General features: G+C 72.8%; 24 protein-coding genes. 18 read left to right on the forward strand and 6 right to left on the reverse strand.

Annotated features, from left to right (window positions below):
* Positions 1 to 116: 116 nt before the first annotated feature.
* Positions 117 to 1244 carry an 8-amino-7-oxononanoate synthase gene (locus tag ACIRC0_RS21390; protein ID WP_403617704.1) on the reverse strand — a complete coding sequence of 376 codons (1128 nt, stop codon included), beginning with the start codon at positions 1242 to 1244 and terminating at the stop codon, positions 117 to 119.
* 146 nt (positions 1245 to 1390) lie between these two features.
* Between ACIRC0_RS21390 and bioB the strand changes: the two genes are divergently transcribed.
* The 4 genes from bioB (at position 1391) to ACIRC0_RS21410 (ending at position 5416) form a co-directional block, all read left to right on the forward strand.
* Positions 1391 to 2581: a biotin synthase BioB gene (gene bioB / locus ACIRC0_RS21395; protein WP_403617705.1), complete on the forward strand. Its 1191-nt coding sequence runs from the start codon at positions 1391 to 1393 to the stop codon at positions 2579 to 2581.
* Positions 2574 to 3854 carry an adenosylmethionine--8-amino-7-oxononanoate transaminase gene (locus tag ACIRC0_RS21400; RefSeq protein WP_403617706.1) on the forward strand — a complete coding sequence of 427 codons (1281 nt, stop codon included), beginning with the start codon at positions 2574 to 2576 and terminating at the stop codon, positions 3852 to 3854. The genes bioB and ACIRC0_RS21400 overlap by 8 nt, the downstream gene beginning before the upstream one ends.
* 1 nt (position 3855) lies before the next feature.
* The gene (bioD, locus tag ACIRC0_RS21405) at positions 3856 to 4572 is read left to right on the forward strand and encodes a dethiobiotin synthase (protein ID WP_403617707.1); all 717 of its coding nucleotides are present in this window, start codon (positions 3856 to 3858) and stop codon (positions 4570 to 4572) included.
* Positions 4573 to 4729: 157 nt separating this feature from the next.
* On the forward strand, positions 4730 to 5416 hold the full coding sequence (locus ACIRC0_RS21410) for a class I SAM-dependent methyltransferase (RefSeq protein WP_403617708.1): 687 nt from the start codon (positions 4730 to 4732) through the stop codon (positions 5414 to 5416).
* 3 nt (positions 5417 to 5419) lie between these two features.
* Here ACIRC0_RS21410 and ACIRC0_RS21415 read toward each other — a convergent pair whose 3' ends face one another.
* Positions 5420 to 5794 (reverse strand): fic family toxin-antitoxin system, toxin component, encoded by a 375-nt coding sequence (locus tag ACIRC0_RS21415; protein WP_403617709.1) that lies wholly within the window; start codon positions 5792 to 5794, stop codon positions 5420 to 5422.
* Between the two features lie 3 nt (positions 5795 to 5797).
* The gene (locus ACIRC0_RS21420; RefSeq protein WP_366025925.1) at positions 5798 to 6049 is read right to left on the reverse strand and encodes a toxin-antitoxin system HicB family antitoxin; all 252 of its coding nucleotides are present in this window, start codon (positions 6047 to 6049) and stop codon (positions 5798 to 5800) included.
* Between the two features lie 157 nt (positions 6050 to 6206).
* Here ACIRC0_RS21420 and ACIRC0_RS21425 point away from each other — a divergent pair, with 157 nt between their 5' ends.
* The 10 genes from ACIRC0_RS21425 to mug all read left to right on the forward strand — a co-directional run bounded on the left by ACIRC0_RS21425 (position 6207) and on the right by mug (position 16999).
* Positions 6207 to 7016, forward strand: a complete 810-nt coding sequence (locus ACIRC0_RS21425) for an ABC transporter ATP-binding protein (RefSeq protein WP_403617710.1) — start codon at positions 6207 to 6209, stop codon at positions 7014 to 7016.
* A 21-nt stretch (positions 7017 to 7037) separates the two neighbouring features.
* Complete coding sequence (locus ACIRC0_RS21430; protein WP_403617712.1) at positions 7038 to 9611, forward strand: ABC transporter permease; 2574 nt, start codon at positions 7038 to 7040, stop codon at positions 9609 to 9611.
* Between the two features lie 46 nt (positions 9612 to 9657).
* A complete protein-coding gene (locus ACIRC0_RS21435; protein WP_403617714.1) occupies positions 9658 to 10548 on the forward strand; it encodes an LLM class F420-dependent oxidoreductase in 891 nt (296 codons plus the stop codon).
* A gap of 97 nt (positions 10549 to 10645) precedes the next feature.
* The gene (locus ACIRC0_RS21440) at positions 10646 to 11071 is read left to right on the forward strand and encodes a GNAT family N-acetyltransferase (RefSeq protein WP_403617716.1); all 426 of its coding nucleotides are present in this window, start codon (positions 10646 to 10648) and stop codon (positions 11069 to 11071) included.
* Positions 11072 to 11245: 174 nt separating this feature from the next.
* Complete coding sequence (locus ACIRC0_RS21445) at positions 11246 to 12571, forward strand: hemolysin family protein (RefSeq protein ID WP_403617718.1); 1326 nt, start codon at positions 11246 to 11248, stop codon at positions 12569 to 12571.
* Positions 12568 to 13581, forward strand: a complete 1014-nt coding sequence (locus ACIRC0_RS21450; RefSeq protein WP_403617720.1) for a hemolysin family protein — start codon at positions 12568 to 12570, stop codon at positions 13579 to 13581. The genes ACIRC0_RS21445 and ACIRC0_RS21450 overlap by 4 nt, the downstream gene beginning before the upstream one ends.
* Before the next feature lie 194 nt (positions 13582 to 13775).
* Positions 13776 to 14558, forward strand: a complete 783-nt coding sequence (locus ACIRC0_RS21455) for an SGNH/GDSL hydrolase family protein (RefSeq protein WP_403617722.1) — start codon at positions 13776 to 13778, stop codon at positions 14556 to 14558.
* A 30-nt stretch (positions 14559 to 14588) separates the two neighbouring features.
* Complete coding sequence (locus tag ACIRC0_RS21460; RefSeq protein ID WP_403617724.1) at positions 14589 to 14930, forward strand: DUF4326 domain-containing protein; 342 nt, start codon at positions 14589 to 14591, stop codon at positions 14928 to 14930.
* 84 nt (positions 14931 to 15014) lie between these two features.
* Positions 15015 to 16457 carry an adenylosuccinate lyase gene (gene purB / locus ACIRC0_RS21465; RefSeq protein ID WP_403617726.1) on the forward strand — a complete coding sequence of 481 codons (1443 nt, stop codon included), beginning with the start codon at positions 15015 to 15017 and terminating at the stop codon, positions 16455 to 16457.
* Entirely contained in the window at positions 16454 to 16999 is a 546-nt protein-coding gene (mug, locus tag ACIRC0_RS21470; protein WP_403617943.1) for a G/U mismatch-specific DNA glycosylase, read from the forward strand. Before purB ends, mug begins: the two co-directional genes overlap by 4 nt.
* A gap of 53 nt (positions 17000 to 17052) precedes the next feature.
* Here mug and ACIRC0_RS21475 read toward each other — a convergent pair whose 3' ends face one another.
* Complete coding sequence (locus ACIRC0_RS21475; protein ID WP_403617728.1) at positions 17053 to 17496, reverse strand: hypothetical protein; 444 nt, start codon at positions 17494 to 17496, stop codon at positions 17053 to 17055.
* A gap of 296 nt (positions 17497 to 17792) precedes the next feature.
* Here ACIRC0_RS21475 and ACIRC0_RS21480 point away from each other — a divergent pair, with 296 nt between their 5' ends.
* The gene (locus ACIRC0_RS21480; protein WP_403617730.1) at positions 17793 to 18947 is read left to right on the forward strand and encodes an ROK family transcriptional regulator; all 1155 of its coding nucleotides are present in this window, start codon (positions 17793 to 17795) and stop codon (positions 18945 to 18947) included.
* Between the two features lie 139 nt (positions 18948 to 19086).
* Here the strand turns inward: ACIRC0_RS21480 and ACIRC0_RS21485 are convergent, their stop codons facing one another.
* Positions 19087 to 19842 (reverse strand): GntR family transcriptional regulator, encoded by a 756-nt coding sequence (locus tag ACIRC0_RS21485; RefSeq protein ID WP_403617732.1) that lies wholly within the window; start codon positions 19840 to 19842, stop codon positions 19087 to 19089.
* Between the two features lie 264 nt (positions 19843 to 20106).
* Positions 20107 to 21003 carry an RNA polymerase sigma-70 factor gene (locus tag ACIRC0_RS21490; protein WP_403617734.1) on the reverse strand — a complete coding sequence of 299 codons (897 nt, stop codon included), beginning with the start codon at positions 21001 to 21003 and terminating at the stop codon, positions 20107 to 20109.
* A 177-nt stretch (positions 21004 to 21180) separates the two neighbouring features.
* Here ACIRC0_RS21490 and ACIRC0_RS21495 point away from each other — a divergent pair, with 177 nt between their 5' ends.
* From ACIRC0_RS21495 to ACIRC0_RS21505, 3 genes are all read left to right on the forward strand, one after another.
* Entirely contained in the window at positions 21181 to 22011 is an 831-nt protein-coding gene (locus ACIRC0_RS21495) for an alpha/beta fold hydrolase (protein WP_403617736.1), read from the forward strand.
* A 294-nt stretch (positions 22012 to 22305) separates the two neighbouring features.
* The gene (locus ACIRC0_RS21500; protein ID WP_403617738.1) at positions 22306 to 23892 is read left to right on the forward strand and encodes an alkaline phosphatase D family protein; all 1587 of its coding nucleotides are present in this window, start codon (positions 22306 to 22308) and stop codon (positions 23890 to 23892) included.
* A gap of 200 nt (positions 23893 to 24092) precedes the next feature.
* A complete protein-coding gene (locus ACIRC0_RS21505; protein ID WP_403617740.1) occupies positions 24093 to 25514 on the forward strand; it encodes a GNAT family N-acetyltransferase in 1422 nt (473 codons plus the stop codon).
* The last annotated feature ends 51 nt before the right edge of the window (positions 25515 to 25565 follow it).

Below are 25565 nucleotides of genomic sequence, written 5' to 3' on the forward strand. Positions count from 1 at the left end.
CGATTTCGAGCCACATTCCGGGTCGCTCCGCCAAGGGCACTTCCGTGGGACCGCCTCCGTACGACGGCGTACGGGTCAGGTCCCCGTGACACGCGATGCACGGCCGTCCCGCCGACTCACGGTCGCGTCTCGCCGATCACCCGTACGGCCTGCTCGACCTGCCCGTCGGTGAGATCCGCACGGGCGGTCAGCCGCAGCCGTGAGATGCCGTCCGGCACGGACGGCGGACGGAAGCAGCCGACGACGACCCCGGCCGCCCGGCAGTCGGCCGCCCACCGTACGGCCTGCTCCGGGGAGGGTGCCCGCACGGAGACCACGGCGGCGTCCGGACGCACCGTCTCGTGGCCCTCGGCCGTGAGACGGGCGTGCAGGGCCGCCGCCACCGTGCGGGCCCGCTCGGCGCGCTCCGGCTCGCGGCGCAGCAGACGCAGCGCCGCGAGTGCCGCGCCCGCCGCGGCCGGGGCGAGCCCGGTGTCGAAGATGAACGTCCGGGCCGCGTTGACCAGATGGTCGATCACATGCGCCGGTCCGAGGACGGCGCCGCCCTGGCTGCCCAGCGACTTCGACAGCGTCACCGTCGCCACCACGTCCGGCGCGCCCGCGAGCCCGGCCGCGTGCGGGGCGCCCCGGCCGCCGGACCCGAGGACGCCGAGTCCGTGCGCGTCGTCGACGACCAGCCCGGCGCCGTGAGCGCGGCAGGCGGACGCCAGTTCGGCCAGCGGTGCCGCGTCGCCGTCGACCGAGAAGACCGTGTCGGACACCGCGACCGCGGGCCCTTCATGGGTGCCGAGCGCCTTGCGCACGGCGTCGGGGTCGGCGTGCGCGACGACCTGGGTGGTGCCGCGCGCCAGTCGGCAGCCGTCGATGAGCGAGGCGTGGTTGCCCGCGTCCGAGACGATCAGGGAACCGTGCGGGGCGAGCGCGGTGACGGCCGCCAGGTTGGCCGCGTACCCGGAGGAGAAGACCAGGGCCGCCTCGAAGCCGCAGAACTCCGCCAGTTCGCGTTCCAGCTCGCCGTGCAGCTCGGTGGTGCCGGTGACGAGCCGCGAGCCGGTCGAACCGCCGCCCCACCGCCGGGCCGCCTCCGCGGCGCCCCCGACGACCTCCGGATGGCGGGCGAGGCCCAGGTAGTCGTTGCTCGCGAGGTCCAGGAGCGGGGAGTCGGCGGCTCGGGGGCGCAGGGTGCGGACCAGTCCGGCCCGGCGGCGTGCCTGTGCCTGCTCGTCGATCCAGCCGAACGCCATGGCTCCTCCGCGGTTTTGTAGGCAGTGCACAGACCCTAACGGGACGACCGGCCGCCCAGGATGTGGCAATACCCACACGTCGAACCGTCTCTGTTGTGCAAACTCTCCTTGGCCCGGGGCGGTCCCGTAGGACAGGATCGGCTCTCATGGACCTGCTGAACACGCTGGTGGACAAGGGGTTGCGGCGCGAGCCGCCGACCCGCGAGGAGGCTCTCGCCGTTCTCGCCACTTCCGACGACGACGTGCTCGATGTGGTGGCCGCGGCCGGCAAGGTGCGCCGCCACTGGTTCGGCCGACGGGTGAAACTCAACTATCTCGTCAACCTCAAGTCCGGCCTGTGCCCCGAGGACTGCTCCTACTGCTCCCAGCGGCTCGGCTCGAAGGCGGACATCCTCAAGTACACCTGGCTGAAGCCGGACGAGGCCTCCCAGGCCGCCGCGGCGGGTGTCGCGGGCGGCGCCAAGCGGGTGTGCCTCGTCGCCAGTGGTCGCGGGCCCACTGACCGGGACGTGGATCGGGTCTCCGACACCATCAAGACGATCAAGGAGCAGAACGAGGGCGTCGAGGTGTGCGCCTGCCTCGGCCTGCTCTCCGACGGCCAGGCCGAACGGCTGCGCGCGGCCGGCGCCGACGCCTACAACCACAACCTGAACACCTCCGAGGGCACGTACGGGGACATCACCACCACGCACACCTACGCCGACCGGGTGGACACGGTGCAGAAGGCGCACGCCGCCGGCCTGTCGGCCTGTTCCGGTCTCATCGCGGGCATGGGCGAGAGCGACGAGGACCTGGTCGACGTGGTCTTCGCGCTGCGCGCGCTGGACCCGGACTCCGTTCCGGTGAACTTCCTGATCCCGTTCGAGGGCACCCCGCTCGCGAAGGAGTGGAACCTGACGCCGCAGCGGTGCCTGCGGATCCTGGCGATGGTGCGGTTCGTGTGCCCGGACGTCGAGGTGCGCATCGCGGGCGGCCGCGAGGTCCACCTCCGTACGCTGCAGCCGCTCGCCCTGCATCTGGCCAACTCCATCTTCCTGGGCGACTACCTCACCAGCGAGGGCCAGGCGGGCAAGGCGGACCTGGAGATGATCGCGGACGCCGGGTTCGAGGTGGAGGGCACGGACCAGGTGACCCTGCCCGGGCACCGGGCCGCGACGGGCGGATGCGGCTCGCAGGAGGCCGCCGGGTGCGGCTCCCACGAGAGCGCCGGATGCGGGTCCCATGAGGGTGGCGGTGTGTGCGGTTCCGCCGCGGTGCCGTCCGCCGACGAGCCCCGTACGGACCTGGTCGCCGTACGCCGTCGCGGTGCCGGAACGGATCTCGCGCCCAATGCCTGACCTGCCCGTGGACGTGCTGCTGGCGCTGGACCGGCAGCACGTCTGGCATCCGTACGGTCCCATGCCGGGACGGCAGGAGCCGCTCGTCGTGGAGTCGGCGAGCGGGGTCCGGCTGCGGCTCGCGGACGGCTCGGGAGAGCTGGTCGACGGGATGTCGTCCTGGTGGTCGGCGATCCACGGCTACAACCACCCGGTGCTCAACGAGGCCGCACGCGGGCAGCTGGCGCGGATGAGCCATGTGATGTTCGGCGGGCTCACCCACGAGCCCGCCGTCCGGCTGGCGAAGCTCCTGGTCGACATCGCGCCCGAGGGCCTGGAGCATGTGTTCCTCGCGGACTCCGGGTCGGTGTCGGTCGAGGTCTCGGTCAAGATGTGCCTGCAGTACTGGCGCTCGCTCGGCCGTCCTGAAAAGCGGCGCCTGATGACCTGGCGCGGCGGCTACCACGGCGACACCTGGCAGCCGATGTCCGTGTGCGACCCCGACGGCGGGATGCACGAGCTGTGGCAGGGCGTCCTGCCCCGGCAGGTGTTCGCCGACGCGCCGCCCGCGGAGTACGAGGAGGCGTACGCGGAGCATCTGCGCGCCCTGGTGGAACGGCACGCGGACGAACTGGCCGCGGTGATCGTGGAGCCGGTGGTGCAGGGAGCGGGCGGGATGCGGTTCCACTCCCCCGCGTATCTGCGGGTGCTGCGCCAGGTGTGCGACGCGCACGACGTGCTGCTGGTGTTCGACGAGATCGCCACCGGGTTCGGGCGCACGGGCGCCCTGTTCGCGGCGGAGCACGCGGCGGTGACGCCGGACGTGATGTGCGTGGGCAAGGCGCTGACCGGTGGTTACCTGACGATGGCGGCGACGCTGTGCACGCCTCGGGTGGCCGAGGGGATCTCGCGGGGCGAGGTGCCGGTGCTCGCGCACGGCCCCACGTTCATGGGCAACCCGCTGGCGGCCGCCGTGGCGTGCGCCTCGGTGGACCTGCTGCTCGGCCAGGACTGGCGGTCGGAGGTCAAGCGGATCGAGACGGGCCTGAGGGAGGGACTCGCCGAGGCGGCGGACCTGCCGGGGGTGCGGGAGGTGCGGGTGCTCGGCGCCATCGGGGTCGTGCAGCTCGACCACGAGGTGGACATGGCGGCGGCGACCCGCGCCGCGGTGCGCGAGGGGGTGTGGCTGCGGCCGTTCCGGGACCTCGTCTACACCATGCCGCCGTATGTGACCGGGGAGGCGGATGTGGCACGGATCGCGCGCGCGGTGTGCGCGGCGGCACGGGAAGGGTGACATGACGGTACTGGTGATCACGGGGACCGGCACGGAGATCGGCAAGACGGTCACGACGGCCGCCGTCGCCGCGGTGGCCGTCGCCGCCGGGCGGTCCGTGGCGGTGCTCAAGCCCGCGCAGACGGGGGTACGTCCGGACGAGCGCGGGGATGCCGACGAGGTGGCCCGGCTCGCGGGGGCCGTGACGACGCGTGAACTCGCCCGCTTCCCCGAGCCGTTGGCGCCCGCGACGGCCGCCCGGCGGGCCGGGATGGCGCCCGTGCGGCCGCACGAGGTGGCGGAGGCCGCCGCGAAACTGGCCGCCGAGCACGACCTGGTCCTCGTGGAGGGGGCCGGCGGGCTGCTCGTACGGTTCGACGACGAGGGCGGCACCCTGGCCGACGCGGCAGGGCTGTTGGGGGCGCCGGTGCTGGTGGTGGCGTCGGCGGGCCTCGGCACGCTGAACGCGACGGAGCTGACGGTACGTGAACTGGGGCGCCGGCAGCTGGAGCCGGCGGGCGTGGTCATCGGCAGCTGGCCGAAGTCCCCGGACCTCGCCTCCCGCTGCAACCTGGCGGACCTTCCGACGGTGACCGAAGCCCCGCTGCTCGGCGCGCTCCCCGCGGGGGCCGGGTCCCGCGCACCCGCCGCCTTCCGGGCCGAGGCCGCCGGCTGGCTGGCGCCACGACTGGGCGGCACGTGGGACGCCGGGAGCTTCGCGTCCAGGTTCGCGCCGTAGAGGCGGGCGGGCCGCCAGGGGTCCGCGGGGCGAGGAGAGGCTCGCGTCGGCGTCGGTCCGTGACGGGCAGCTTGAACGAGGGTCCGTGCGGCGCGGATGCGCGGGACGTGCGCGGGGCAGAATGCCGTTGACGCCCGTCCTGTCCGGGAGGTGCTCCATGCCGCTGCGGTCCGTCCGCTCCCGCGCGGTGCCGCGGGACTCCGTGCACCATCCGATCTTCGCCCGCTCCTACGCCCGGCTCAGCGTCGCCGCCGAGACGCGCCTCGGCCTGGGGGCCGTACGAGACCGGTTGCTCGCCGGGCTCTCCGGCCGGGTCATCGAGATCGGCGCCGGCAACGGCCTGAACTTCGCCCACTACCCGGGCACCGTCTCCGAGGTCGTCGCGATCGAACCCGAGCGGCTGCTGCGGCACAAGGCGGTCGAGGCGGCCCTGCGTGCCGACGTCCCGGTGGACGTGGTGCCGGGCGCGGCGGAGGCGCTGCCGGTCAAGAGCGAGGCCTTCGACGCGGCGATCCTGTCGCTGGTGCTGTGCAGCGTGCGGGACGTCTCCCGGGCCCTCGGCGAGGTGCGCCGGGTGCTGCGGCCCGGTGGCACCCTGCGCTTCTACGAGCACGGCGCGGGCGGCGGGCCCGTGATGCGGTACGCGCAGCGGGCCCTGGACCGCACGGTGTGGCCGCCGCTCACCGGCGGCTGCCACCTCTCCCGGGACCCGGTGGCGGCCCTGCGCGCCGCCGGTTTCGAACTGGGCCCGTACCGGCGGCTGCTGATGCCGGAGAAGGGGCCGCCCCTGCCCACCTCGTACTGCGTGCTGGGCACCGCCTGGCGGCCGGGCCTCCCCGAGTAGCCGTCACAGGCTCCACTGGCGCAGCTCCTGCGCGATGTCGTGCACGGAGGCGTCCCCGCTCTTGACCAGCCGGGCCAGATCCCGCACCTGTTCCGGTGAGGTGACGACCTTGACGCCGCTGGCGACGAGGTAGGCGTAGGCGACCGCGGAGGCGAACAGCGCGTTGGAGCGTTCCAGCGCCGGAACGTGCAGCAGCAGCTGGAGCAGGGCGGCCGCGCGAGCGTGCGGGGTGTCGTAGACGGCGACGCCGAATATCTCCGCGTCGTGCCGGCTGACCGCGGCGACGAGCGCGCCCCAGTCCGTGACCTGGGGATCTCCGGGCGTCTTCTGTTCGGCGACCATCAGCAGCCAGGCGAGGTCGACTCTGAGGTGGCTCAACGGTCAGCGACGACCTTCGCCGGGGTGCTCGGGCGAGCCCTCGCGACCGGTGCCGAACTCCTCGGCGAAGACGGACTCGTACTGCTTCATGAAGTCGGCGGCGGCCTCGACGAACGTGTGGCCGGCCTCCCCGGTGTCCTGTCGCACCAGCTCTTCGATGTACCGGTTGACGCTCATACCGCGCTCCAGGGCACGCTCGCGGGCGGCTCGGGCGGTGTCCTCGTCCACCCTCACGTTCAGCTGGGTCTTCGCCATGCCTCGACGCTAGCGCCGGGTTGCTAGCACCGGCAAGAGGGCGACCCGGGCGACCGGCCCGGCATGGGGGGATACCCGGTGTGCGGTGCATCACATTACGCTCGGCCGGGACGGGGAAGACCAGGACGTCGGGACGTCCACGACGAAGGAGGCCGTCTTGTCCACTGCTGAAGCGGAGCACGCCCCGGGCCACGCGGAGGCGGACGGGATCGCCGCCCGCGCCCGGGGCCTGACGAAGGCGTACGGCTCGGGTGAGACGGCGGTGCTCGCCCTGGACTCGGTCGACGTGGACATCGCGCGTGGCCGCTTCACCGCCGTGATGGGCCCCTCCGGCTCCGGGAAGTCCACGCTGATGCACTGCCTGGCGGGCCTCGACACCGTGTCGGGGGGCCAGGTGTGGCTCGGCGACACCGAGATCACGGGCCTGAAGGACCGCGAACTGACCCGGCTGCGCCGGGACCGGATCGGTTTTATGTTCCAGTCGTTCAATCTGATCCCGACGCTGAACGCCGCCGAGAACATCACGCTGCCCATGGACATCGCGGGCAGGAAGCCCGACCCGGAGTGGCTCGACCAGGTGATCGACACGCTGGGGCTGCGGGACCGGCTCGGGCACCGGCCCTCCCAGCTGTCCGGCGGGCAGCAGCAGCGCGTCGCCTGCGCCCGGGCGCTCGCCTCCCGCCCCGAGCTGATCTTCGCGGACGAGCCGACGGGCAACCTGGACTCCCGGGCAGGGCTCGAGGTGCTGGGGTTCCTGCGCAGGGCCGTGGACGAACTGGGGCAGACCGTCGTCATGGTCACGCACGATCCGGGCGCGGCGGCCCACTCCGATCTGGTGCTGTTCCTGGCGGACGGGCGGATCGTGGACGAGATGGAGCGGCCGACGGCCGAGGCCGTGCTGGAGCGCATGAAGCGTTTCGACACGGTACGGGCGGTCTTCGACGGCGCGTCCGGCCGCGAGAACTGAGGACGTCGGACCGGTGGGACCATGCTGAAGGCGACGCTGCGCAGCTTCCTCGCGCACAAGGGACGGCTCGCGCTCTCCGCGCTGGCCGTGCTCCTGTCGGTGGCGTTCGTCGCGGGCAGCCTGATCTTCTCGGACACGGTCTCCCGGACCTTCGACCGGCTCTTCGCCTCCACGGCGGCCGACGTGACCGTGAGCCCCCGCCAGGACCTGCCGTCCCGGATCCCGTCCGGAGCGACGCCGACCCTTCCGGCCTCGCTGGCCGCCCGGCTGGCCCGGGTGGACGGCGTCGCCGCCGCGCACGCCGACGTCGCCGTCCAGGACGTCACGGTCGTCGACCGCAGGAACGAACCGGTGGGTCCGACCACCGGCGCGCCCACCATCGCCAGGAACTGGTCCGTCACCGAACACAGCCCGGTCCGGCTCACGTCCGGCCACGCCCCGCAGGGCCTCGGCGAGGCGCTGCTGGACGCGGACACCGCCCGGCACAAGCACGTGCGGATCGGTGACACGCTGACGGTGGTCGCCCGTCCCGGGTCGTTCAAGGTGCGCGTGGCCGGGATCGCCACCTTCACCACCACCAACCCCGGCGCCGCCCTGGTCTTCCTCGACACCCCGGCCGCGCAGACCAGGCTGCTGGGCCGCCCGGACGTGGCCACGAGCATCTCCGTCGACGCGGCACCGGGCGTGAGCGACGCACGGCTCAAGCAGCGGGTCGCCGACGCGATCGGCTCGACCTCGTACGACCTGAGGACCGCGGCCGAACAGGCCAAGTCCGACACCGACCGGCTCGGCGCGTTCCTCGACGTGATCAAGTACGTGATGGTGGGGTTCGCCGGGATCGCCGTGCTCGTGGGCGTCTTCCTCATCGTGAACACGTTCTCGATGCTGATCGCCCAGCGCACCCGCGAGCTGGGGCTGCTGCGCGCCCTCGGCGCCGAGCGGCGGCAGGTGCGCCGGTCCGTGCTGGCCGAGGCGCTGCTGCTCGGGCTGGCCGGCTCGACGCTGGGGCTGGCCGCGGGGATCGGGCTCGCGGCCGGGTTGATCCGGCTGATGAGCGTGTTCGGCATGAACATCAGGTCCACCGAGATGGTGATCGGCTGGGTCACTCCGGTCGCCGCCTACGCGGTCGGGGTCGGCGTCACCTTCGTCGCCGCATACCTCCCGGCCCGGCGCGCGGCCCGCGTCTCCCCCATGGCGGCCCTCGTGGACGCCGAGGTCGCCGGTACGGGCCGGCCGTTGACGCTGCGCGCGGTGGCGGGAGCGATCGTCGGCGCGCTCGGCGTGGCCGCGCTGGCGGGCTGCGCCCGGGCGACCAGGACCGCGCCCGCCACCACGCTGCTCGGCATCGGTGTGGTGCTCACGCTCGTCGCGACCGTGATCGCCGGCCCGCTGCTGGTGCGTCCGCTGATCCGGGTGCTGGGGGCCGCCTTCCCCGCCCTGTTCGGCTCTATCGGCCGGATGAGCCAGCGCAACGCCCTGCGCAATCCGCGCCGCACCGGTGCCACCGCCTCCGCCCTGATGGTCGGGCTCGCGCTGGTGGCCGGGATGTCGGTGGCGAGCACGTCCATGTCCAGGTCGTTCGACCAGCAGATCGACAAGACGCTGGGCGCGGACTTCGTGGTGCAGAGCAGATCAGGGACCCCCGCACCGTTCCCCCAGGAGATCACCGACCGGGTCCGTGCCACGGAAGGGGCCGGGCTCGTCGTACGGCAGCGGTACACGCCCGTGGCGATCGTGCTGCCGGACGGCACCCGGATCGAGACCTCGGCCACGGCCTTCGACCGGCGGCTCGACGAGGTCGCCCACCTCACCTACGTCCGGGGCGGCTCGGCCACCGCGCTCGCGGACGGCGCCCTCGCCATGGACGCGGCGTTCGCCAAGGACCACGGCGTCCGTCTCGGGTCCACGCTCCCGGTCCGGTTCCCGGACGAGCGCCGCACCGATCTGAGGGTGGGCGCGCTCACCAACCAGGCCGGTTCGAACAACTTCAGTACGCGGGGCGGGCTGTTCTTCGGCATGGGGACGCTCCAGAGGTACGTGCCGCAGGGGCAGGACACGGCGCTCTTCGTGAACGCGGCGCCCGGCACCTCCAAGGACCGGTTGCGCGCCCGGCTGGAGAAGACCCTCGCCCCCTACCCGCAGGTCCAGGCCCGCGACCAGGCCGACTACAAGAAGCTGGTGCACAACCAGATCGCGGTGCTGCTCTACCTGGTCTACGCGCTGCTGGGCCTCGCGATCGTCATCGCGGTGCTCGGGGTCGTCAACACCCTGGCCCTGTCCGTGGTCGAGCGCACCCGGGAGATCGGCCTGCTGCGCGCGATCGGACTGGCCCGCAGACAGTTGCGGCGCATGATCCGGCTGGAGTCGGTGGTGATCGCGGTGTTCGGCGCCGTCCTCGGGCTGGCACTGGGGATCGTGTGGGGTCTGTGCACACAGCGGGTACTGGCGCTGCAGGGCATGAAGGCGCTGGCGATCCCGTGGGGCACCATCGTCGCCGTCATGGTGGGTTCGGCGGTCGTGGGGGTCGTGGCGGCGCTGCTGCCGGCGTTGCGTGCGTCGCGCATGAATGTGCTGGCGGCGATCGCGCACGAGTGATGGAATCGCGTGGGGTACTCAAGTCGCTTGGATACGAGGAGAGTTCATGCCACGTCCGTTCCGTTTCGGCGTCAACATGCTCGAACCCGCACCGGCCGCGGAGTGGCGCGCCAAGTGCCGGCGAGCGGAGGAAATCGGCTACGACGTCATCCTCGTCCCCGACCACCTCGGCTGGCCGGCTCCGTTCCCGGCGCTGGTCGCGGCGGCGGAGGCGACCGAGCGTCCCCGGGTGGGCACGTTCGTGCTCAACGCCGGCTTCTGGAACCCGGCGCTGCTGGCCCGCGAGGTGGCGACGACGGACGCGCTGACCGGTGGCCGGCTGGAGCTGGGGCTCGGCACCGGCTACGTCCGGGCGGAGCACGAGCAGGCGGGACTGCCGTACGGCTCACCGCGTGAGCGCGTGGACCATCTGCGACGCACGGTGGAGGAGTTGGACCGGCTGCTGGGCTCCGACGACCACCGGCCGCGGCCCGTGCAGCGACCGCGGGTGCCGCTGCTGATCGGCGCCAACGGCGACCGGATGCTGAAGCTCACCGCCGAGCACGCCGACATCGCCGCCTTCACGGGGGCGCGCTCGGTGCCGGGGAGCACGACGGGACAGCTGGAGCCGATCACGGCCGAGCAGCTCGACGAGCGCGTGGGCCTGTACCGCAAGCTCGCGGCGGGCCGCGGCGAGCCCGCCGAGCTGAACGTGCTCATCCAGCGGGTCGTCGTCACCGAGGACCGCGAGGCCGCCGTGCGCCCCCTGCTGGAGCACCTGCCGAACCTGACGCCGGAGCAGGCCCTGGAACTGCCCATCTTCCTGATCGGCACGCTGGAACAGATCGTCGAGCAGGTGCGGGCGCAGCGCGAACGGTACGGCTTCACGTACCTGACCGTCCTGGAGCCGTCGATGGAGGCGTTCGCACCGGTCATCGAGGCGCTGCGCGGCGCGTAGCCGTTCGGGGGCCGCCCGCGCCCCCGTCCGGTGTCCCCTTCCGTCCGCATGGCGGAATTCCGGGATCTGCCTGTCGGCGGCGTGATCGGATCACGGCATGAGTGATCTGCGGATACGGGCCGCCGGGCCCGAGGACCTGGACACCGTGCTGGCCTTCTGGAAGGTGGCCGCGGAGGGCACGAGCATCAGCGACGACCGGGACGGGGTGCAGCGGCTCGTCGACCGCGATCCGGAGGCGCTGATCCTCGCGGAGGAGGACGGCAGGCTGGTCGGCACGGTGATCGCGGGCTTCGACGGCTGGCGCTGCCATCTGTACCGGCTGGCGGTGCATCCGGAGCGACGGCGGCAGGGCGTCGGTTCGGCGCTGCTGTCCGCGGCGGAGGAGCGGTTCGTGCGACTCGGTGGGCGCCGCGGGGACGCGATGGTGCTGCAGCGCAACGAGAGCGCGCACCATGCGTGGCGGGCGGCCGGGTACGCGCCCGAGGAGCACTGGCGGAGGTGGGTGAAGCCGCTCACCGACTGAGCCACAGGAGGTACTTTGCCGATCCTTTACCATGGAGAGGCCGAGCTGCCCCCCTGTCGGGGTGAACCCGTCCCACCATGAAAGGTGTGAGCGTCCGTCCATGGGCGAGCCTCCCAGTACCCGAGATCGCGCGGTCGCCGCGCCCCTGGCCGATCCTGGGACGGAGGTGACCCGATGACCGAAGTGCTCCTCCTGCTGGTGGCGGTCCTGCTCTCGGTGGCCTGCGGTGTCTTCGTCGCGGCGGAGTTCTCCCTCACGACGGTCGAGCGCAGCGAGCTGGAGCATGCCGCACGGCGCGGTGAGCGCGGTGCGGCGGGCGCCCTCAAGGCCGTACGGAACCTGACGTTCCAGCTCTCCGGCGCGCAGCTCGGGATCACGGTCACCAACCTGGTGGTCGGCATGCTCTCCGAACCGTCGATCGCCAAGCTGATCGCCGGCCCCCTGAAGGCAGTGGGCGTGCCCCGCTCGGCGGCCCCGTCCGTGGCCCTGGTCATCGGCACGGTCCTGTCGACGGTGTTCCTGATGGTGGTCGGCGAGCTGGTGCCGAAGAACTGGGCGATCTCCTCGCCGCTGGCCGTGGCCAAGCGGGTGGGCGGGCCGCAGCGCTGGTTCAGCCGCGCGTTCCGCCCCTTCATCACGCATCTGAACAACACGGCCAACCGCGTGGTGCGCCGCTTCGGCCTCGAGCCGGCCGAGGAGCTGGCCTCCGCCCGCGGCCCCCAGGAGCTGGTGGCGCTCGCCCAGCACTCCGCGAGACAGGGCGCTCTGGAGGCGGACACCGCCGAGCTGTTCGTCCGCACGCTGAACCTCGCCGACCTGACCGCGGAGAACGTGATGACCCCGCGCGTCCAGGTCGTCGCCCTGGACGCCCAGGCGACCTGCGAGGACGTGGCGAACGCGACGCGCGCGACGGGCCTGTCACGGTTCCCCGTCTACCGCGGAAACCTCGACTCGGTCATCGGCACCGCCCATATCAAGGACATCCTCACCGTGCCCGCCGAGGAGCGGCCGCTGCGGTCCGTCGCACAGCTGATACGCGAACCGCTGTTCGTTCCCGAATCCCTCACCGTCGACCGGCTGCTGGACCGGCTCTCCGGCAAGAACACCATCGCCGTCGTCATCGACGAGTACGGCGGCACCGCCGGGGTCGCCACGCTGGAGGACATCGTCGAGGAGGTCGTCGGCGAGGTGCGCGACGAGCACGATCCGCACGAGACGCCCGACCTGGCGTCGGCCGGGCTCGACGCCGTCGGCCGGGCCCTGTACTCGGCCGACGGCTCGGCCCGCGTCGACCAGCTCGCGCGCGTGGGGCTCCGGGTGCCGGAGGGGCCGTACGAGACGCTGGCCGGACTCGTCGCCACGGAACTGGGCCGCATACCGGTCAAGGGTGACCGGATCGAGGTGGCCGGCTGGCGGCTGGACGTGGTGGACGCATCGGGCCACAGGGCCGCGCGGGTGCTCATGCACGCGCCGCGCACCCTTGAGGAGGGGGAACGGTGACCGTCGTCCAGTTGCTGATCGGTCTGTTGACGCTGGTCGCGAACGCGTTCTTCGTGGGCGGCGAGTTCGCGTTGATCTCCGTGCGGCGCAGCCAGGTGGAACCGCGCGCCGAGGCGGGCGAGCGACGGGCGCGCAGCGTGCTGTGGGGGCTGGAGCACGTGTCGGCGCTGCTCGCCGCGGCACAGCTCGGCATCACCCTGTGCACCCTGGTCCTCGGTGTGGTCGCCGAGCCTGCGATCGAGCATCTGCTGGAGCCGGTGTTCCACGCGGCGGGCGTGCCCCAGAGCGCGGGGCGTGCGATCTCGTTCGTGATCGCGCTGGCGCTGGCCACGTATCTGCACATGCTGCTCGGCGAGATGGTGCCGAAGAACATCGCGCTCGCGGAGCCGGTGCGGCTGGCGCTGCTGCTCGGCCCGCCGCTGGTGGGCATGTCCCGGGCGCTGCGCCCGGTCATCTTCACCGTGAACACGTTCGCGAACGCGCTGCTGCGGCTGCTACGGGTGCAGACGCGGGACGAGGTCGCGGCCACGTTCTCGGACGACGAACTGGTGCGGCTCGTCAAGGACTCCAGCGCGGCCGGGCTCATCGACGACCGTGCGCAGGAGCGGCTGCACGACGCGCTGATCCTCGGCCGACGGCCCGTGCGGGACGTGGTGGTGCCGCTGGAGCACGTCGTCTACGCGCGCGTGGGCGTCACTCCGGAACAGCTTGAGCAGCTGTCGGCCCAGTCCGGCTTCTCGCGCTTCCCCGTGGTGGACGAAGGCCGGCGGATCGTCGGCTATCTCCACGTCAAGGACGCCCTGGACGCCTCACCACGGGACGTGCCGTTCCGGCTGCGGGACATGCGGCCGATCGCCCGGGTGCGCGAGACCACCCCGCTGGACGACGTCCTCACGGCCATGCGCCGCAGCCGCACCCACCTGGCCGCGGTCCTGGGCACGGACGGCCGCCTCGCGGGCCTGATGACGATGGAGGACGTGCTGCGCCAGCTGTTCGGCCGGCCGGCCTGACGCCCGGACACCCGTCGGCCGGCCGGACCCGCGGCGTCCGGCGCCGGCGGGGCCGGGAGCCACCCCGGGCACCGCAAGGGCTGCGCCGCCACCCTGCGCCGGGGCGGCGGGCGGGCATGCGACGAGCGGCCCGGCGCGGGCTGACCGACCGGTGGGTATGGAGTGGGGGCGGCCGGGATAGCATCTACGGCGCCATGCAGACGAACCCCACCTACTCCAGCCTGGTCGCCGTCGGCGACTCCTTCACCGAGGGCATGTCGGACCTGTTGCCCGACGGCTCCTACCGCGGCTGGGCCGATGTCCTCGCGGCCCGGATGGCCGCACGGACCCCCGGATTCCGGTATGCCAACCTCGCCGTGCGCGGCAAGCTGATCGCTCAGATCGTCGACGAGCAGGTGGACCTCGCCGCGGCGATGGGGGCCGACGTGGTCACGCTGGTCGGCGGGCTCAACGACACGCTGCGGCCCAAGTGCGACATGGGGCGCGTACGGGCGCTGCTGACGGAAGCCGTGGAGCGGCTCGCCCCGTCGTGCAAACAGCTCGTCCTGATGCGCAGCCCCGGCCGGCAGGGCCCGGTCCTCGAGCGCTTCCGGCCCCGTATGGAGGAGCTGTTCGCCTGCGTCGACGACCTCGCCGCGCGGCACGGCGCGCTCGTCGTCGACCTGTACGGCGCACCGTCGCTCGCCGATCCGCGCCTGTGGGACGTGGACCGGTTGCACCTGACGACCGAGGGGCACCGCCGGGTGGCGGAAGCCGTGTGGCAGACGCTCGGGTACGAGGCGGAGGATACGGAGTGGCGCACACCGCCGCCCCCGACCGCGCCGCCGAGCTGGGTCGCCCGCCGGACCGCGGACGTCCGCTTCACCCGGCAGCATCTGCTGCCGTGGATAGCGCGGCGGCTGACCGGCCGCTCCTCGGGCGACGGCCGCCCGGCCAAGCGTCCGGAACTGCAGCCGTACGAGGGCCCGGCCGTGTAGGAGTACGGACCGCACCGGAGGGAGCCGCGCGTGACCACCAAGGTGATCAACCTCAAGGGCCGCCTTCAGGAGTTCGGCCCCCGGCTGGAACACGCGCCCAGGAACGTGGTCTACGTCGGCCGCCGCCTCACCCGGGGCGGCTGGGACCTCCCCCAGCACCCGCTGTACAACCCCTTCCAGATCGACACGCCCAAGAAGAAGCACGACGGGACGCGGGAGGAGGTGATGGCCAAGTACCGGGACTACCTCATGGGCCGTCCGGACCTGCTGGCCCATGTCCCCGAGCTGCGCGGCAAGACCCTCGCGTGCTGGTGCGCGCCCAGGCTGTGCCACGCGGACATCCTGGCCGAGGTCGCGGACAAGAAGAGGTAGCCCTTCCGTGACGGCCGTCTCGTAGGTTCCGCCGAACCGGCCCGTGGATCTGGCCTGCAGGAATCGCCAGTAGAATCCGTACACGTGACTGCTGCGCCCGCAAAGCCCCGTATCCCGAACGTCCTCGCCGGACGCTACGCCTCCGTCGAGCTGGCCACGCTCTGGTCCCCCGAGCAGAAGGTGAGGCTGGAGCGGCAGCTCTGGCTCGCCGTGCTCCGGGCCCAGCAGGACCTCGGGATCGAGGTGCCGGACGAGGCGATCGCCGACTACGAGAGCGTGCTCGACCAGGTCGACCTCGCCTCGATCGCGGAGCGCGAGAAGGTCACCCGGCACGACGTGAAGGCGCGGATCGAGGAGTTCAACGCGCTCGCCGGGCACGAGCAGGTGCACAAGGGCATGACCTCCCGCGACCTGACGGAGAACGTCGAGCAGCTGCAGATCCGGCTCTCCCTGGAGCTGATGCGCGACCGCACGGTGGCCGTCCTGGCGCGCCTCGCCAAGCTGGCGGGCGAGTACGGCGAGCTGGTCATGGCCGGCCGCTCGCACAACGTGGCCGCGCAGGCCACCACCCTCGGCAAGCGTTTCGCCACGGCCGCCGACGAGCTGCTCGTCGCGTACGGCCGCGTCGAGGAGCTGCTCGGCCGCTACCCGCTGCGCGGCATCAAGGGCCCGGTCGGTACGGCGCAGGACATGCTGGACCTGCTGGGCGGTGACGCCGGCAAGCTCGCCGAGCTGGAGCACCGGATCGCCGAGCACCTCGGCTTCTCCCAGGCCTTCACCTCCGTCGGCCAGGTCTACCCGCGCTCCCTCGACTACGAGGTCGTCACCGCGCTGGTGCAGCTCGCTGCCGCGCCGTCCTCGCTGGCGAAGACGATCCGGCTGATGGCCGGCCACGAGCTGGTGACCGAGGGCTTCAAGCCGGGTCAGGTCGGCTCCTCCGCGATGCCGCACAAGATGAACACCCGCTCCTGCGAGCGCGTCAACGGCCTGATGGTGATCCTGCGCGGCTACGCCTCGATGACCGGCGAGCTGGCGGGCGACCAGTGGAACGAGGGCGACGTGTCCTGCTCGGTGGTGCGCCGGGTCGCGCTGCCGGACGCGTTCTTCGCGCTGGACGGCCTGCTGGAGACGTTCCTGACGGTGCTCGACGAGTTCGGCGCCTTCCCGGCGGTGGTCGCGCGCGAGCTGGACCGCTACCTGCCGTTCCTCGCCACCACCAAGGTGCTGATGGCCTCGGTGCGCGCCGGCGTGGGCCGCGAGGTCGCGCACGAGGCGATCAAGGAGAACGCCGTCGCCTGCGCCCTCGCGATGCGCGAGCAGGGTGCCGAGCGCAACGAGCTGCTCGACCGGCTGGCCGCCGACGAGCGCATCCCGCTGGACCGCGCCGAGCTCGACGCGCTGATGGCGGACAAGCTGTCCTTCACGGGCGCCGCCTCCGACCAGGTCGCCTCGATCGTCGGCCGCGTCGAGGAGATCGTGAAGCAGCACCCGGAGGCCGCCGGCTACACCCCGGGGGCGATCCTCTGACCCGGTTCACCCCGGCGGACCTGGAGGCCGCCCGCGACCGTCTGGTGCCGGACGTGGTCGCGGACGGCCTCGACGTCCTCTTCTGCGGTATCAACCCGGGGCTGATGACGGCGGCGACGGGCCATCACTTCGCCCGCCCCGGAAACCGCTTCTGGCCCGTGCTGCATCTGTCGGGCTTCACCCCGCGGCTGTTCCAGCCGTGCGAGCAGGCCGAGTTGCTGTCGTACGGGCTGGGGATCACGAACGTGGTGGCGCGGGCGACCGCGCGGGCCGACGAGCTGACCGCCGAGGAGTACCGCGAGGGGGGACGGATCCTCCACGCCAAGGTGGAGCGGCTGCGGCCGAAGTTTCTGGCCGTGGTCGGGGTGACCGCGTACCGGGCGGCCTTCGACGACCGCACGGCCCGGGTCGGCCCGCAGGAGCGGACGATCGGCTCCAGCCGCGTCTGGGTGCTGCCCAATCCCAGTGGGCTCAACGCGCATTGGACGGCGGCGACGATGGCGGAGGAGTTCGCACGGCTGAGGCACGCCGCACGGGACTAGTGCGGCCGGACGCCGCGACGGTGCGAACGTCGCCTGCCGGGGCACCAGGCCGGTCAGGGCGGGTCCGTGGCCGTGACGACCGCGAGGAGTCGTATCTCGTCGGTCTCGTCGCGCTCGGCCACTCCCAGGGCGACCCACCGGCCCGTACCGTCCGCCTGCCACAGGTGCAGCTCGTGCACGAGGTCGCCGAGCAGCGCCCACGGCTGCGGTATCTCCTCGCCGCGTGCCCTGCGCACGCCGAGGGTCAGCATCCCCCAGCGCTGTCCTTGCCCCCACCGGTCGTTCAGCCGCTGGGCGATCGCTTCCCTCCACGCGTCGAAGTCCTCCGCCGTGCGCTCCCGTGCCGCGCCGTCACCCGTGCCGAGGCCGACGCTCACCGTTAACTCGGCGATGTGGAACCCGGGCCCCCCGAACCCCACGTCCGACCGGCCGGGGCGCGCGGGGAACTCCCGCAGACACAGCCGGTCGATCGTGGCCAGGTGGTCGTCGACGTTCATGCGTCCAGTAGACCAGCCACCACTGACAATTGGTGCGGCGTCAGAGGTCCGGGCGTCAGAGGTGCTGGCGCCAGCACTCCATGCGCCCGCGAGCAGCACCACCGCCGCCCGCACCGCCGGCACCGCGAGCCCCCGTCCGAAGAAACCGGCCCGGCCCTCTCGCGCAGGGCGGCCTTCCCGCCTTGTCGGGCAGGAGGTCGCGGGCCGTGCCGGATCGCGGTGGGCGCCCGCCCTCGCGGGTGGGCGCGGTGCCGAGTACGATCCGCCCAACACGCGCACGACCTGGGAGGACGACGGTGGGGCTGACCGGCGGGGACCCCTCTCTGCTGCGACGGATCAACTCCGCCGTGGTGCTGCACGCGCTGCGCGCGACGGACTGTGCGACGCTCACCGAGATCACCCGGGTGACCGGGCTGTCCCGGCCGACCGTCGAGGGAGTCGTCGAGGGGCTGATCGAAGCCGGGCTCGTGGTGGAGGCGGCGGCCGAGGAGGGCGCGGCCCGGCGGCAGGGGCGGCCCGCGCGCAGGTTCCGGTTCCGGGCGGAGGCGGGCCATCTGCTGGGGCTGGACGTCGGCGCGCACCGGGTGACCGCGCTCCTCGCCGATCTCGACGGCCGTGAGCTCGGCAGCCTCTCCAAAGAGGTCGACGAGTCCGCGCCGGCCGACGAGCGGCTGGAGCGGCTGCGGGGCACGGTCGCCGAGCTGCTGCGCCGGTCGGGCGTGTCCCGTGGTTCGCTGCGCGCGGTCGGGGTGGCCACCCCCGGGATCGTGGAGGCGGACGGCACGGTCCGCCTGGGCACGGCCCTGCCCGAGTGGACCGGTCTGAGGCTGGGCGAACGGCTCGGCCGCTCCTTCAAGTGCCCGGTCCTCGTCGAGAACGACGCCAACGCGGCGGCCGTCGCGGAGCATTGGAAGGGCGCCGCCACCGAGTCCGACGACGTGGTGTTCGTGCTGGCCGGGCTGAGCCCCGGCGCCGGTTCGCTGATCGGCGGCCGGCTGCACCGCGGCTACGGCGGGGCGGCCGGGGAGATCGGCGCGCTGCATCTGCTGGGCCGCGAGGCGACGCCCGAGACGTTGCTGTCGACCACGGACGAGCCGCTGCAGCCGCTGGACGAGCAGCAGGTGGCCGATGTGTTCGCGCTGGCCCGTGAGGGCGACCAGCGGGCCCGCGCCGCCGTGGACCGTTTCCTGCAACGGCTGGTGCACGACGTGGCGGCCCTCGTCCTGGCACTCGACCCCGAACTGGTCGTGATCGGCGGCTGGGCGGTGGGCCTGGACGGGGTCCTGGACCCGCTGCGCGACGAGCTGGCCCGCTACTGCCTGCGCCCCCCGAGGGTGGCCCTGTCGCAGCTGGGCGAGGCGGCGGTGGCGACGGGCGCGCTGCGGCTGGCGCTGGACCACGTGGAGGAGCAGCTGTTCGCCGTGGAGGGCACGGTCACGGCGCGGCGCTGAATCCCGGCCCACAACCCGTAGGTGTCCGAACGGCGTCGCGCCCCGGATGACCGGGGCGCGACGGATACGGCCTTCGATGCCGACCGCCGGGCACGACGGATACGGCCTTCGATGCCGACCGCCGCTCGCGACGGCGCGGTCAGGAGGCGCGGCGCTCCGGGCCGTGGTGGATCTCGATGTCGCCCCCGAAGGTCAGGCGGCAGGTGTCGGCGCGGTAGGTCGCCACGGAGACGGCCGCGGTGCGTCCGCCGGAGTGGAAGCGGGTGGTGACGACGAGGACGGGCGCACCGGGCAGCCGGTCGAGTTCCTTGGCGTCCTCGGCGCTGACCGAGCCCAGCTCGACCGCCTGGTCCCGGCCCGCCGGCTCCAGGTGCTGCAGCTCACGCAGCACGGCACGCGCGCGTGCCGCACCGGAGGGGGCGTCGATCGCCGAGAGGTCGGGCACCGAGGAGTGCGGGACGTAGAGCAGCTCGGCGGCCACGGGCCGGCCGTGCGACACGCGGGAGCGGCGTACCGTGTGCACCTGCTCGCCCTGGTCGGTCTCCAGGAGGTCGGCCACCGCGGCGGGCGGGACCACGTCCGTGCAGTCGGTGGGCTGCCAGTCGTCGCCGGCCGCCCCCGGCCAGGCGTACCCCTCGGTGCCCACGGCCACCCCGACGCGCGGCGGGGCGACGGTGGTGCCGACCCCGCGGCGGCGCTGCAGGCGGCCTTCCAGCTCGAGCTGTTCGAGCGCCTGGCGGAGCGTGGCGCGGGCGACGCCGAACCTGGCGGCGAGGTCCCGTTCGTTGGGCAGGATCTCGCCCACGGAGAACTCGGAGTCGAGTGCTTCGGTGAGCACGGTCTTGAGGTGCCAGTACTTGGGCTCCGGCACCGATTCCAGCTGCGTGGTCCCCACCCTGTCCTCCGCGATCGCCGTGGCCCGGCGGCTTTAAGCGCCCTTGTTTTTTAAAGGTTGTTGCACTTCTCTGCGACCATAGGGCGGCCCCCACCCTTGGTCAAGACCAATCCTCGATCGGTTGCGCGGTGCCGGGGCCGTGTGTCACGGAGCGTTCACAGTGCGTTCGCGGTGGGCGACGCGTACGACATGTCGAGGAAGCCTCCGTTCACGGACTTCGCGCCAGGGAGACTTCGCGGACGTCGTCGCCCGGAGGCTTCCCGATCACTCCCCCTGCCGGTCGACCGGCAGGGAGGCCAGCTTGTCCGGGTTGCGGATGACGTAGACGCATTGGACCCGCCCGTCCACCACGTCCACCTGGAACACGGTGTCGGGCTTGCCGCCGGACAGGACGAGCAGGGCGGGACCGCCGTTGAGCTCCAGGTGGCGCAGCGACATGTCCGCCGGGCGCTGCCCGGCGACGGCGGCGAGGAACCGGCCGACCTTGTCCGCGGTCCGAAGGACGCGCAGCGGCGCCTTGGCGCGACCGCCGCTGTCGCCGACCAGCCGTGCGTCCGGGGCGAGCAGTTCCATCAGCCCCTTCAGGTCGCCCTCGACGGCCGCGGCGAGGAAACGCTCGGTCAGGTCGCGGCGTTCGGCGGGGTCGACGTCATAGCGCGGCCGACGTTCGTCGACGTGCTTGCGGGCGCGTGCGGCGAGTTGGCGCACCGCGGCCTCGCTGCGGTCGAGTGTGGCGGCGATCTCCCCGAACGGGAATCCGAAGGCCTCCCTGAGCACGAACACCGCGCGCTCCAGGGGCGACAGGGACTCCAGGACCACGAGGACGGCGAGCGAGACGGAGTCGGCGAGCACGGCCCGGTCCGCCGCGTCCGGCGCCGTGTCGCCGAAGTCGGTGACGTAGGGCTCGGGCAGCCAGGGCCCGACGTAGGCCTCCTTGCGGGCCTGCGCCTGGCGCAGCCGGTCGACGGCCAGCCGGGTGGTGACGCGGACGAGGTAGGCGCGCGGTTCGCGCACCGCGTCGCGGTCGGCGCGGGACCAGCGCAGCCAGGCCTCCTGGACGACGTCCTCGGCGTCGGCGACCCGGCCGAGCATGCGGTAGGCCACTCCCATCAGGACGGGGCGGTGCTCTTCGAAGACCTCGGTCGCGGTGTCGGTCGTCACCGTCCCATCCCATCCGACACGCTCCCACCATGTCCAGGAGACAAGGCGGTTGACGCAGCACAATGGCCGGCGGACCGCCTGTGGCCGAACAGCGCCGACACGGGGGCTACCCGCGGGTAGCAATTGCTGACAAGCTGTCTACCACATCGTCCGTGCCCCCAGACGAGGAGCAGCACCATGCCGGCCACGGTCTCCTTCAGCGTCCCCTCCCCGCACGGCCCGCGGACCGTGACCGTCTCCTACGCGCGCGTGGGCGCGGGCGAACCGCTCCTGCTGCTGCACGGCATCGGCCACCACCGGCAGGCCTGGGACCCGGTCGTGGACATCCTGGCGACCGAGCGGGACGTGATCGCCGTCGATCTCCCGGGCTTCGGCGCGTCCCCGGCCCTGCCGGAGGGGCTGGCCTACGACCTGGCGACCGTGGTGCCGGCGCTCGGCTCGCTGTGCGAGGCGCTGGGGATCGAGCGTCCGCACGTGGCGGGCAACTCCCTCGGCGGACTGCTGGCCCTGGAGCTGGGCCGCGAGAAGCTCGTACGGTCCGTCACCGCCCTCGCGCCCGCCGGTTTCTGGACCCCCGTCGAGCGCCGGTACGCGTTCACGGTCCTTTCCGCGATGCGGCAGGCCGCGCGGAACACGCCGCTGCCGGTGGTGGAACGGCTGTCGCGCACGGCGGCCGGGCGGACGGTCCTGACGAGCACCATCTACGCCCGTCCCGGGCGCCGTTCACCCGAGGCCGTCGTCGCCGAGACCCTGGCGCTGGCCCGCGCCGAGGGGTTCGCCGAGACCCTCCGGGCGGGCACGTCCGTCCAGTTCACCGAGGACGTCCCCGGGCTGCCGGTCACCGTGGCATGGGGCACCAGGGACCGGCTGCTGCTGTACCGTCAGGGCGTTCGTGCCAAGCGGATCATCCCCGGGGCCCGGCTGGTGCGGCTGCCCGGCTGCGGGCACGTCCCGATGAACGACGACCCCGCGCTGGTGGCCCGGGTCATCCTGGACGGCAGCCGCTGACCCGGCCGGGCGGTCCTGGAGTGGGCGGCCGGGGCCGGTTCGGCGGTGCGTCCGCGGTCCGCGTACGGGACGGCGGCCGGCGAAGGCTTACTACTGGCGCTGGTTGCGCGCACATGTCCCCCGTGCATGTCCGGGAGGGCGTACGGGTGATGGCGGACGCCACGCGCGCGTGACGCGTGTCCTTCACCGTGCGGCCGGGGTCCGTTGTTCACTTGCGGTTTGCGTGCGCGCCGTGGCGCACCAGTAGGTGTTGCGGTGCCCATTGGCCGGAAGACGTCCCTGGAGGCGCATCCCATGTCACACCGTCCCTTCCCCGGCCGCCGCAGCGTGCTGCGCGGCTCCCTGGCCGCTTCGGCGGCCCTGACCCTGCCCACCGCGCTCGGCGCGGCTCCGGCGTTCTCCCTGTCGGGACGCCCGAAGGCGGGATGGGGCGTCCAGGCCGGCGACGTGACCGCCGACTCCGGTCTGGTCTGGGTGCGCTCGGACCGCCCGGCCCGGATGATCGTCGAGACCGCCCCGACCGAGTCGTTCCGCAACCCGCGCAGATGGCAGGGGCCGCTGCTGGGCCCGGACACGGACTTCACCGGCACCACGCGGCTGCACGGGCTGCCGGCCGGCGAGCAGATCCACTACAGGGTGCTGCTGGCCGACCCGGACGACCCGCGCCGCACCGGCGAGCCGGTGGCCGGCACCTTCCGTACGACGCCTCTCCAGCGGCGCCGCGGGGTGCGGTTCCTGTGGTCGGGCGACCTGGCCGGGCAGGGCTGGGGCATCAACCCGGACCTCGGCGGTTACCGGATCTACGACGCGATGGCGAAGCTGGACCCGGACTTCTTCCTGTGCAGCGGTGACAACATCTACGCCGACGGCCCCATCTCGGCCACCCAGGCCCTGCCCGACGGCGGCACCTGGCGGAACATCACCACCGAGGAGAAGTCCAAGGTCGCCGAAACTCTGGCCGAGTACCGCGGCAACTTCCGCTACAACTTGCTCGACGAGAACCTCAAGCGGTTCAACGCCCAGGTGCCGTCGATCATCCAGTGGGACGACCACGAGGTCCGCAACAACTGGTACCCGGGCGAGGTGATCGCCTCCTCCGACACCCGCTACACCGAGAAGAGCATCGACGTGCTCGCCGCCCGTGCCCGGCGCGCGTTCAGCGAGTACTTCGCGATCTCGACGCTGCAGCCGGGTGACAAGCACGGCCGGGTCTACCGGGTCATGCGGCACGGCCCCCTGCTGGACGTGTTCGTGCTGGACATGCGCACCTACCGCGATCCCAACTCACCCGACAACCAGACGGTCGACCCGCAGGGCATCCTCGGCGCCGAGCAACTGCAATGGCTGAAGCGGGAGCTGGCGGGATCCCGCGCGGTGTGGAAGGTGATCGCGGCCGACATGCCGCTCGGCCTGGTCGTGCCGGACCCCATGGAGAACAAGCCCAACTTCGAGGCGGTGGCACAGGGTGACCCGGGCGCGCCGCTCGGGCGGGAGCTGCAGATCGCGGAGCTGCTGCGGTTCATCAAGCACCGGAGGATCACGGGCACGCTGTGGCTGACGGCCGATGTGCACCACACCTCGGCGCAGCACTACCACCCCTCGCGGGCGGCCTTCACCGACTTCGAGCCGTTCTGGGAGTTCGTCTCGGGCCCGCTCAACGCCGGCGCGTTCCCGGCGAGCGCGCTCGACGGCACGTTCGGCCCGGAGCGGGTGTTCGTGAAGGCGCCGACCGCCTCGAACGTCTCCCCTGCCGGCGGTTACCAGTTCTTCGGTGAGGTCGACATCGACGGCGAGAGCGGTGAGTTGACGGTCCGTCTGCGCGAGCAGGACGGTACCGCTCTGTTCACCCAGGTGCTGCAGCCGGGTCGCGTGGGCCAGTAACGGGCCCGCCGCTTCGGCTACCCTCGATCACCGCGCCGCGCACCGGTGTCATCCCCCGGTGCGCGGCATCGCGGTCGCCGCCGCCTACGCGTCTCGTACAACAGGCAACAAAAAGGACAGATCTATACTTAACCGATCAGTCACAAAGCGTTCGTGATCACGCAACACCCTTCCTGCACAGTACTTGCATGACTCCAGACATGTCTGATGTGAGGCGCGCCAGGAACGGCCGCCCGGTGCACCACTGGCGACGCGACCTGGTGGAGCTCGCCGCCCTGTTCACGGCGGTCGCGGTGGCGGACGTGACGGCCAACCTGGTCGGGCACGGACCCGACGGCCCCGCCCTCCTTGTGATCTCGGCGGTGGCGCTGGTGGCGACGGCCGCGTTCCACGCATGGTGGTCACGCCGCCACGGCCATGCGCCGCCCTCGGCCGATACCGGCGCCCGGCCGCTCCCCGAGACGGAGCAGGCCGGGCCGTCCGGGACCGAAGCGGCCGACGGGGCGAGCACGCTGTGGCGGATGCGGACGACGGTGAAGGACGAGCCGGGCTCGCTGGCCGCGCTGTGCACGGGGCTGGCGAGGCTGCGCGTCGACATCCTCAGCCTGCAGACACACCCGCTGGCGCACGGCACGGTCGACGAGTTCCTGCTGCGGGCGCCGGCCGGCGTGGAGGCGGGCGAGGTCACCCGGGCCGTGTCACAGGCCGGCGGCGACGGGACCTGGATCGAGCGGGCCGACGCACACGATCTGGTGGACGTCCCGACCCGGGTACTCGGACTGGCCGCCCGCACCGCCCTGGACGCGGCCGAACTCCCCCTCGCCCTGCGGCAGTTGCTCGGCCGGTGCACCATCCGTTCCCTGCCCGCCGTCTCCCCCGGCTCCGGCCGGGCCCAGGAGGAGGCTCCGGTCGAGGGCACCCTGGAGGACACGGTGATGCGGCTGCGGGCACCGGAAGGCGGGGTGATCACGGTGGAGCGGCCGTATCTGCCCTTCACGCCGACGGAGTTCGCGCGGGCACGCGCGCTGGTGGAGCTGGACACGCGGCTCGGTCCGCGCATCCCACGCAGCCAGGACGTGCTGACGCTGCCGGAAGGCAACGCGATCACCGTGGGGCGCGCCGACACCTCCGACCTGAAGGCGGCGAAGGAGATGCACGCCCGGTGCTCGGCGCGCACGCTGGGCATGCGCTACCACGGGCCGGTCCATGACGCGGACCGCTATCTGGGCCACCTGCTCAGCCCGCGCTTCGGCCGCACCCTGGCCGTGCAGACGGGATCGGGCCGCATCGTCGGCCTCGGCCATCTGCTGTGGGACGGCGACGAGACGGAGGTCGCGCTGCTCGTCGAGGACGAGTGGCAGCGGCGCGGCATCGGCAGCGAACTCCTCGGCCGTCTGGTGTCGATGGCGGTCGAGGCGGGCTGCGAGAGCGTCTACGCGGTCACGCAGGCGTCCAACACGGGCATGGTCGCCGCGATGCGCGGCCTCGGGCTGCCCCTCGACTACCAGATCGAGGAGGGCACCCTCGTCATCACGGCCCGCCTGGACGCGACCCCGGTGACGTCCCGTCTGCCGTACGGCGAGGCGTTCGAGCGGCCCGGCTCGAGGGGCACGCGCGACTGACGACGCACACCCGCACGACGGAGGGGGAACGGCCCGACGCACTTCGCCGGG

Source organism: Streptomyces sp. NPDC093984 (assembly GCF_044764595.1).
GTDB classification, from domain to species: Bacteria; Actinomycetota; Actinomycetes; order Streptomycetales; family Streptomycetaceae; genus Streptomyces; species Streptomyces cynarae.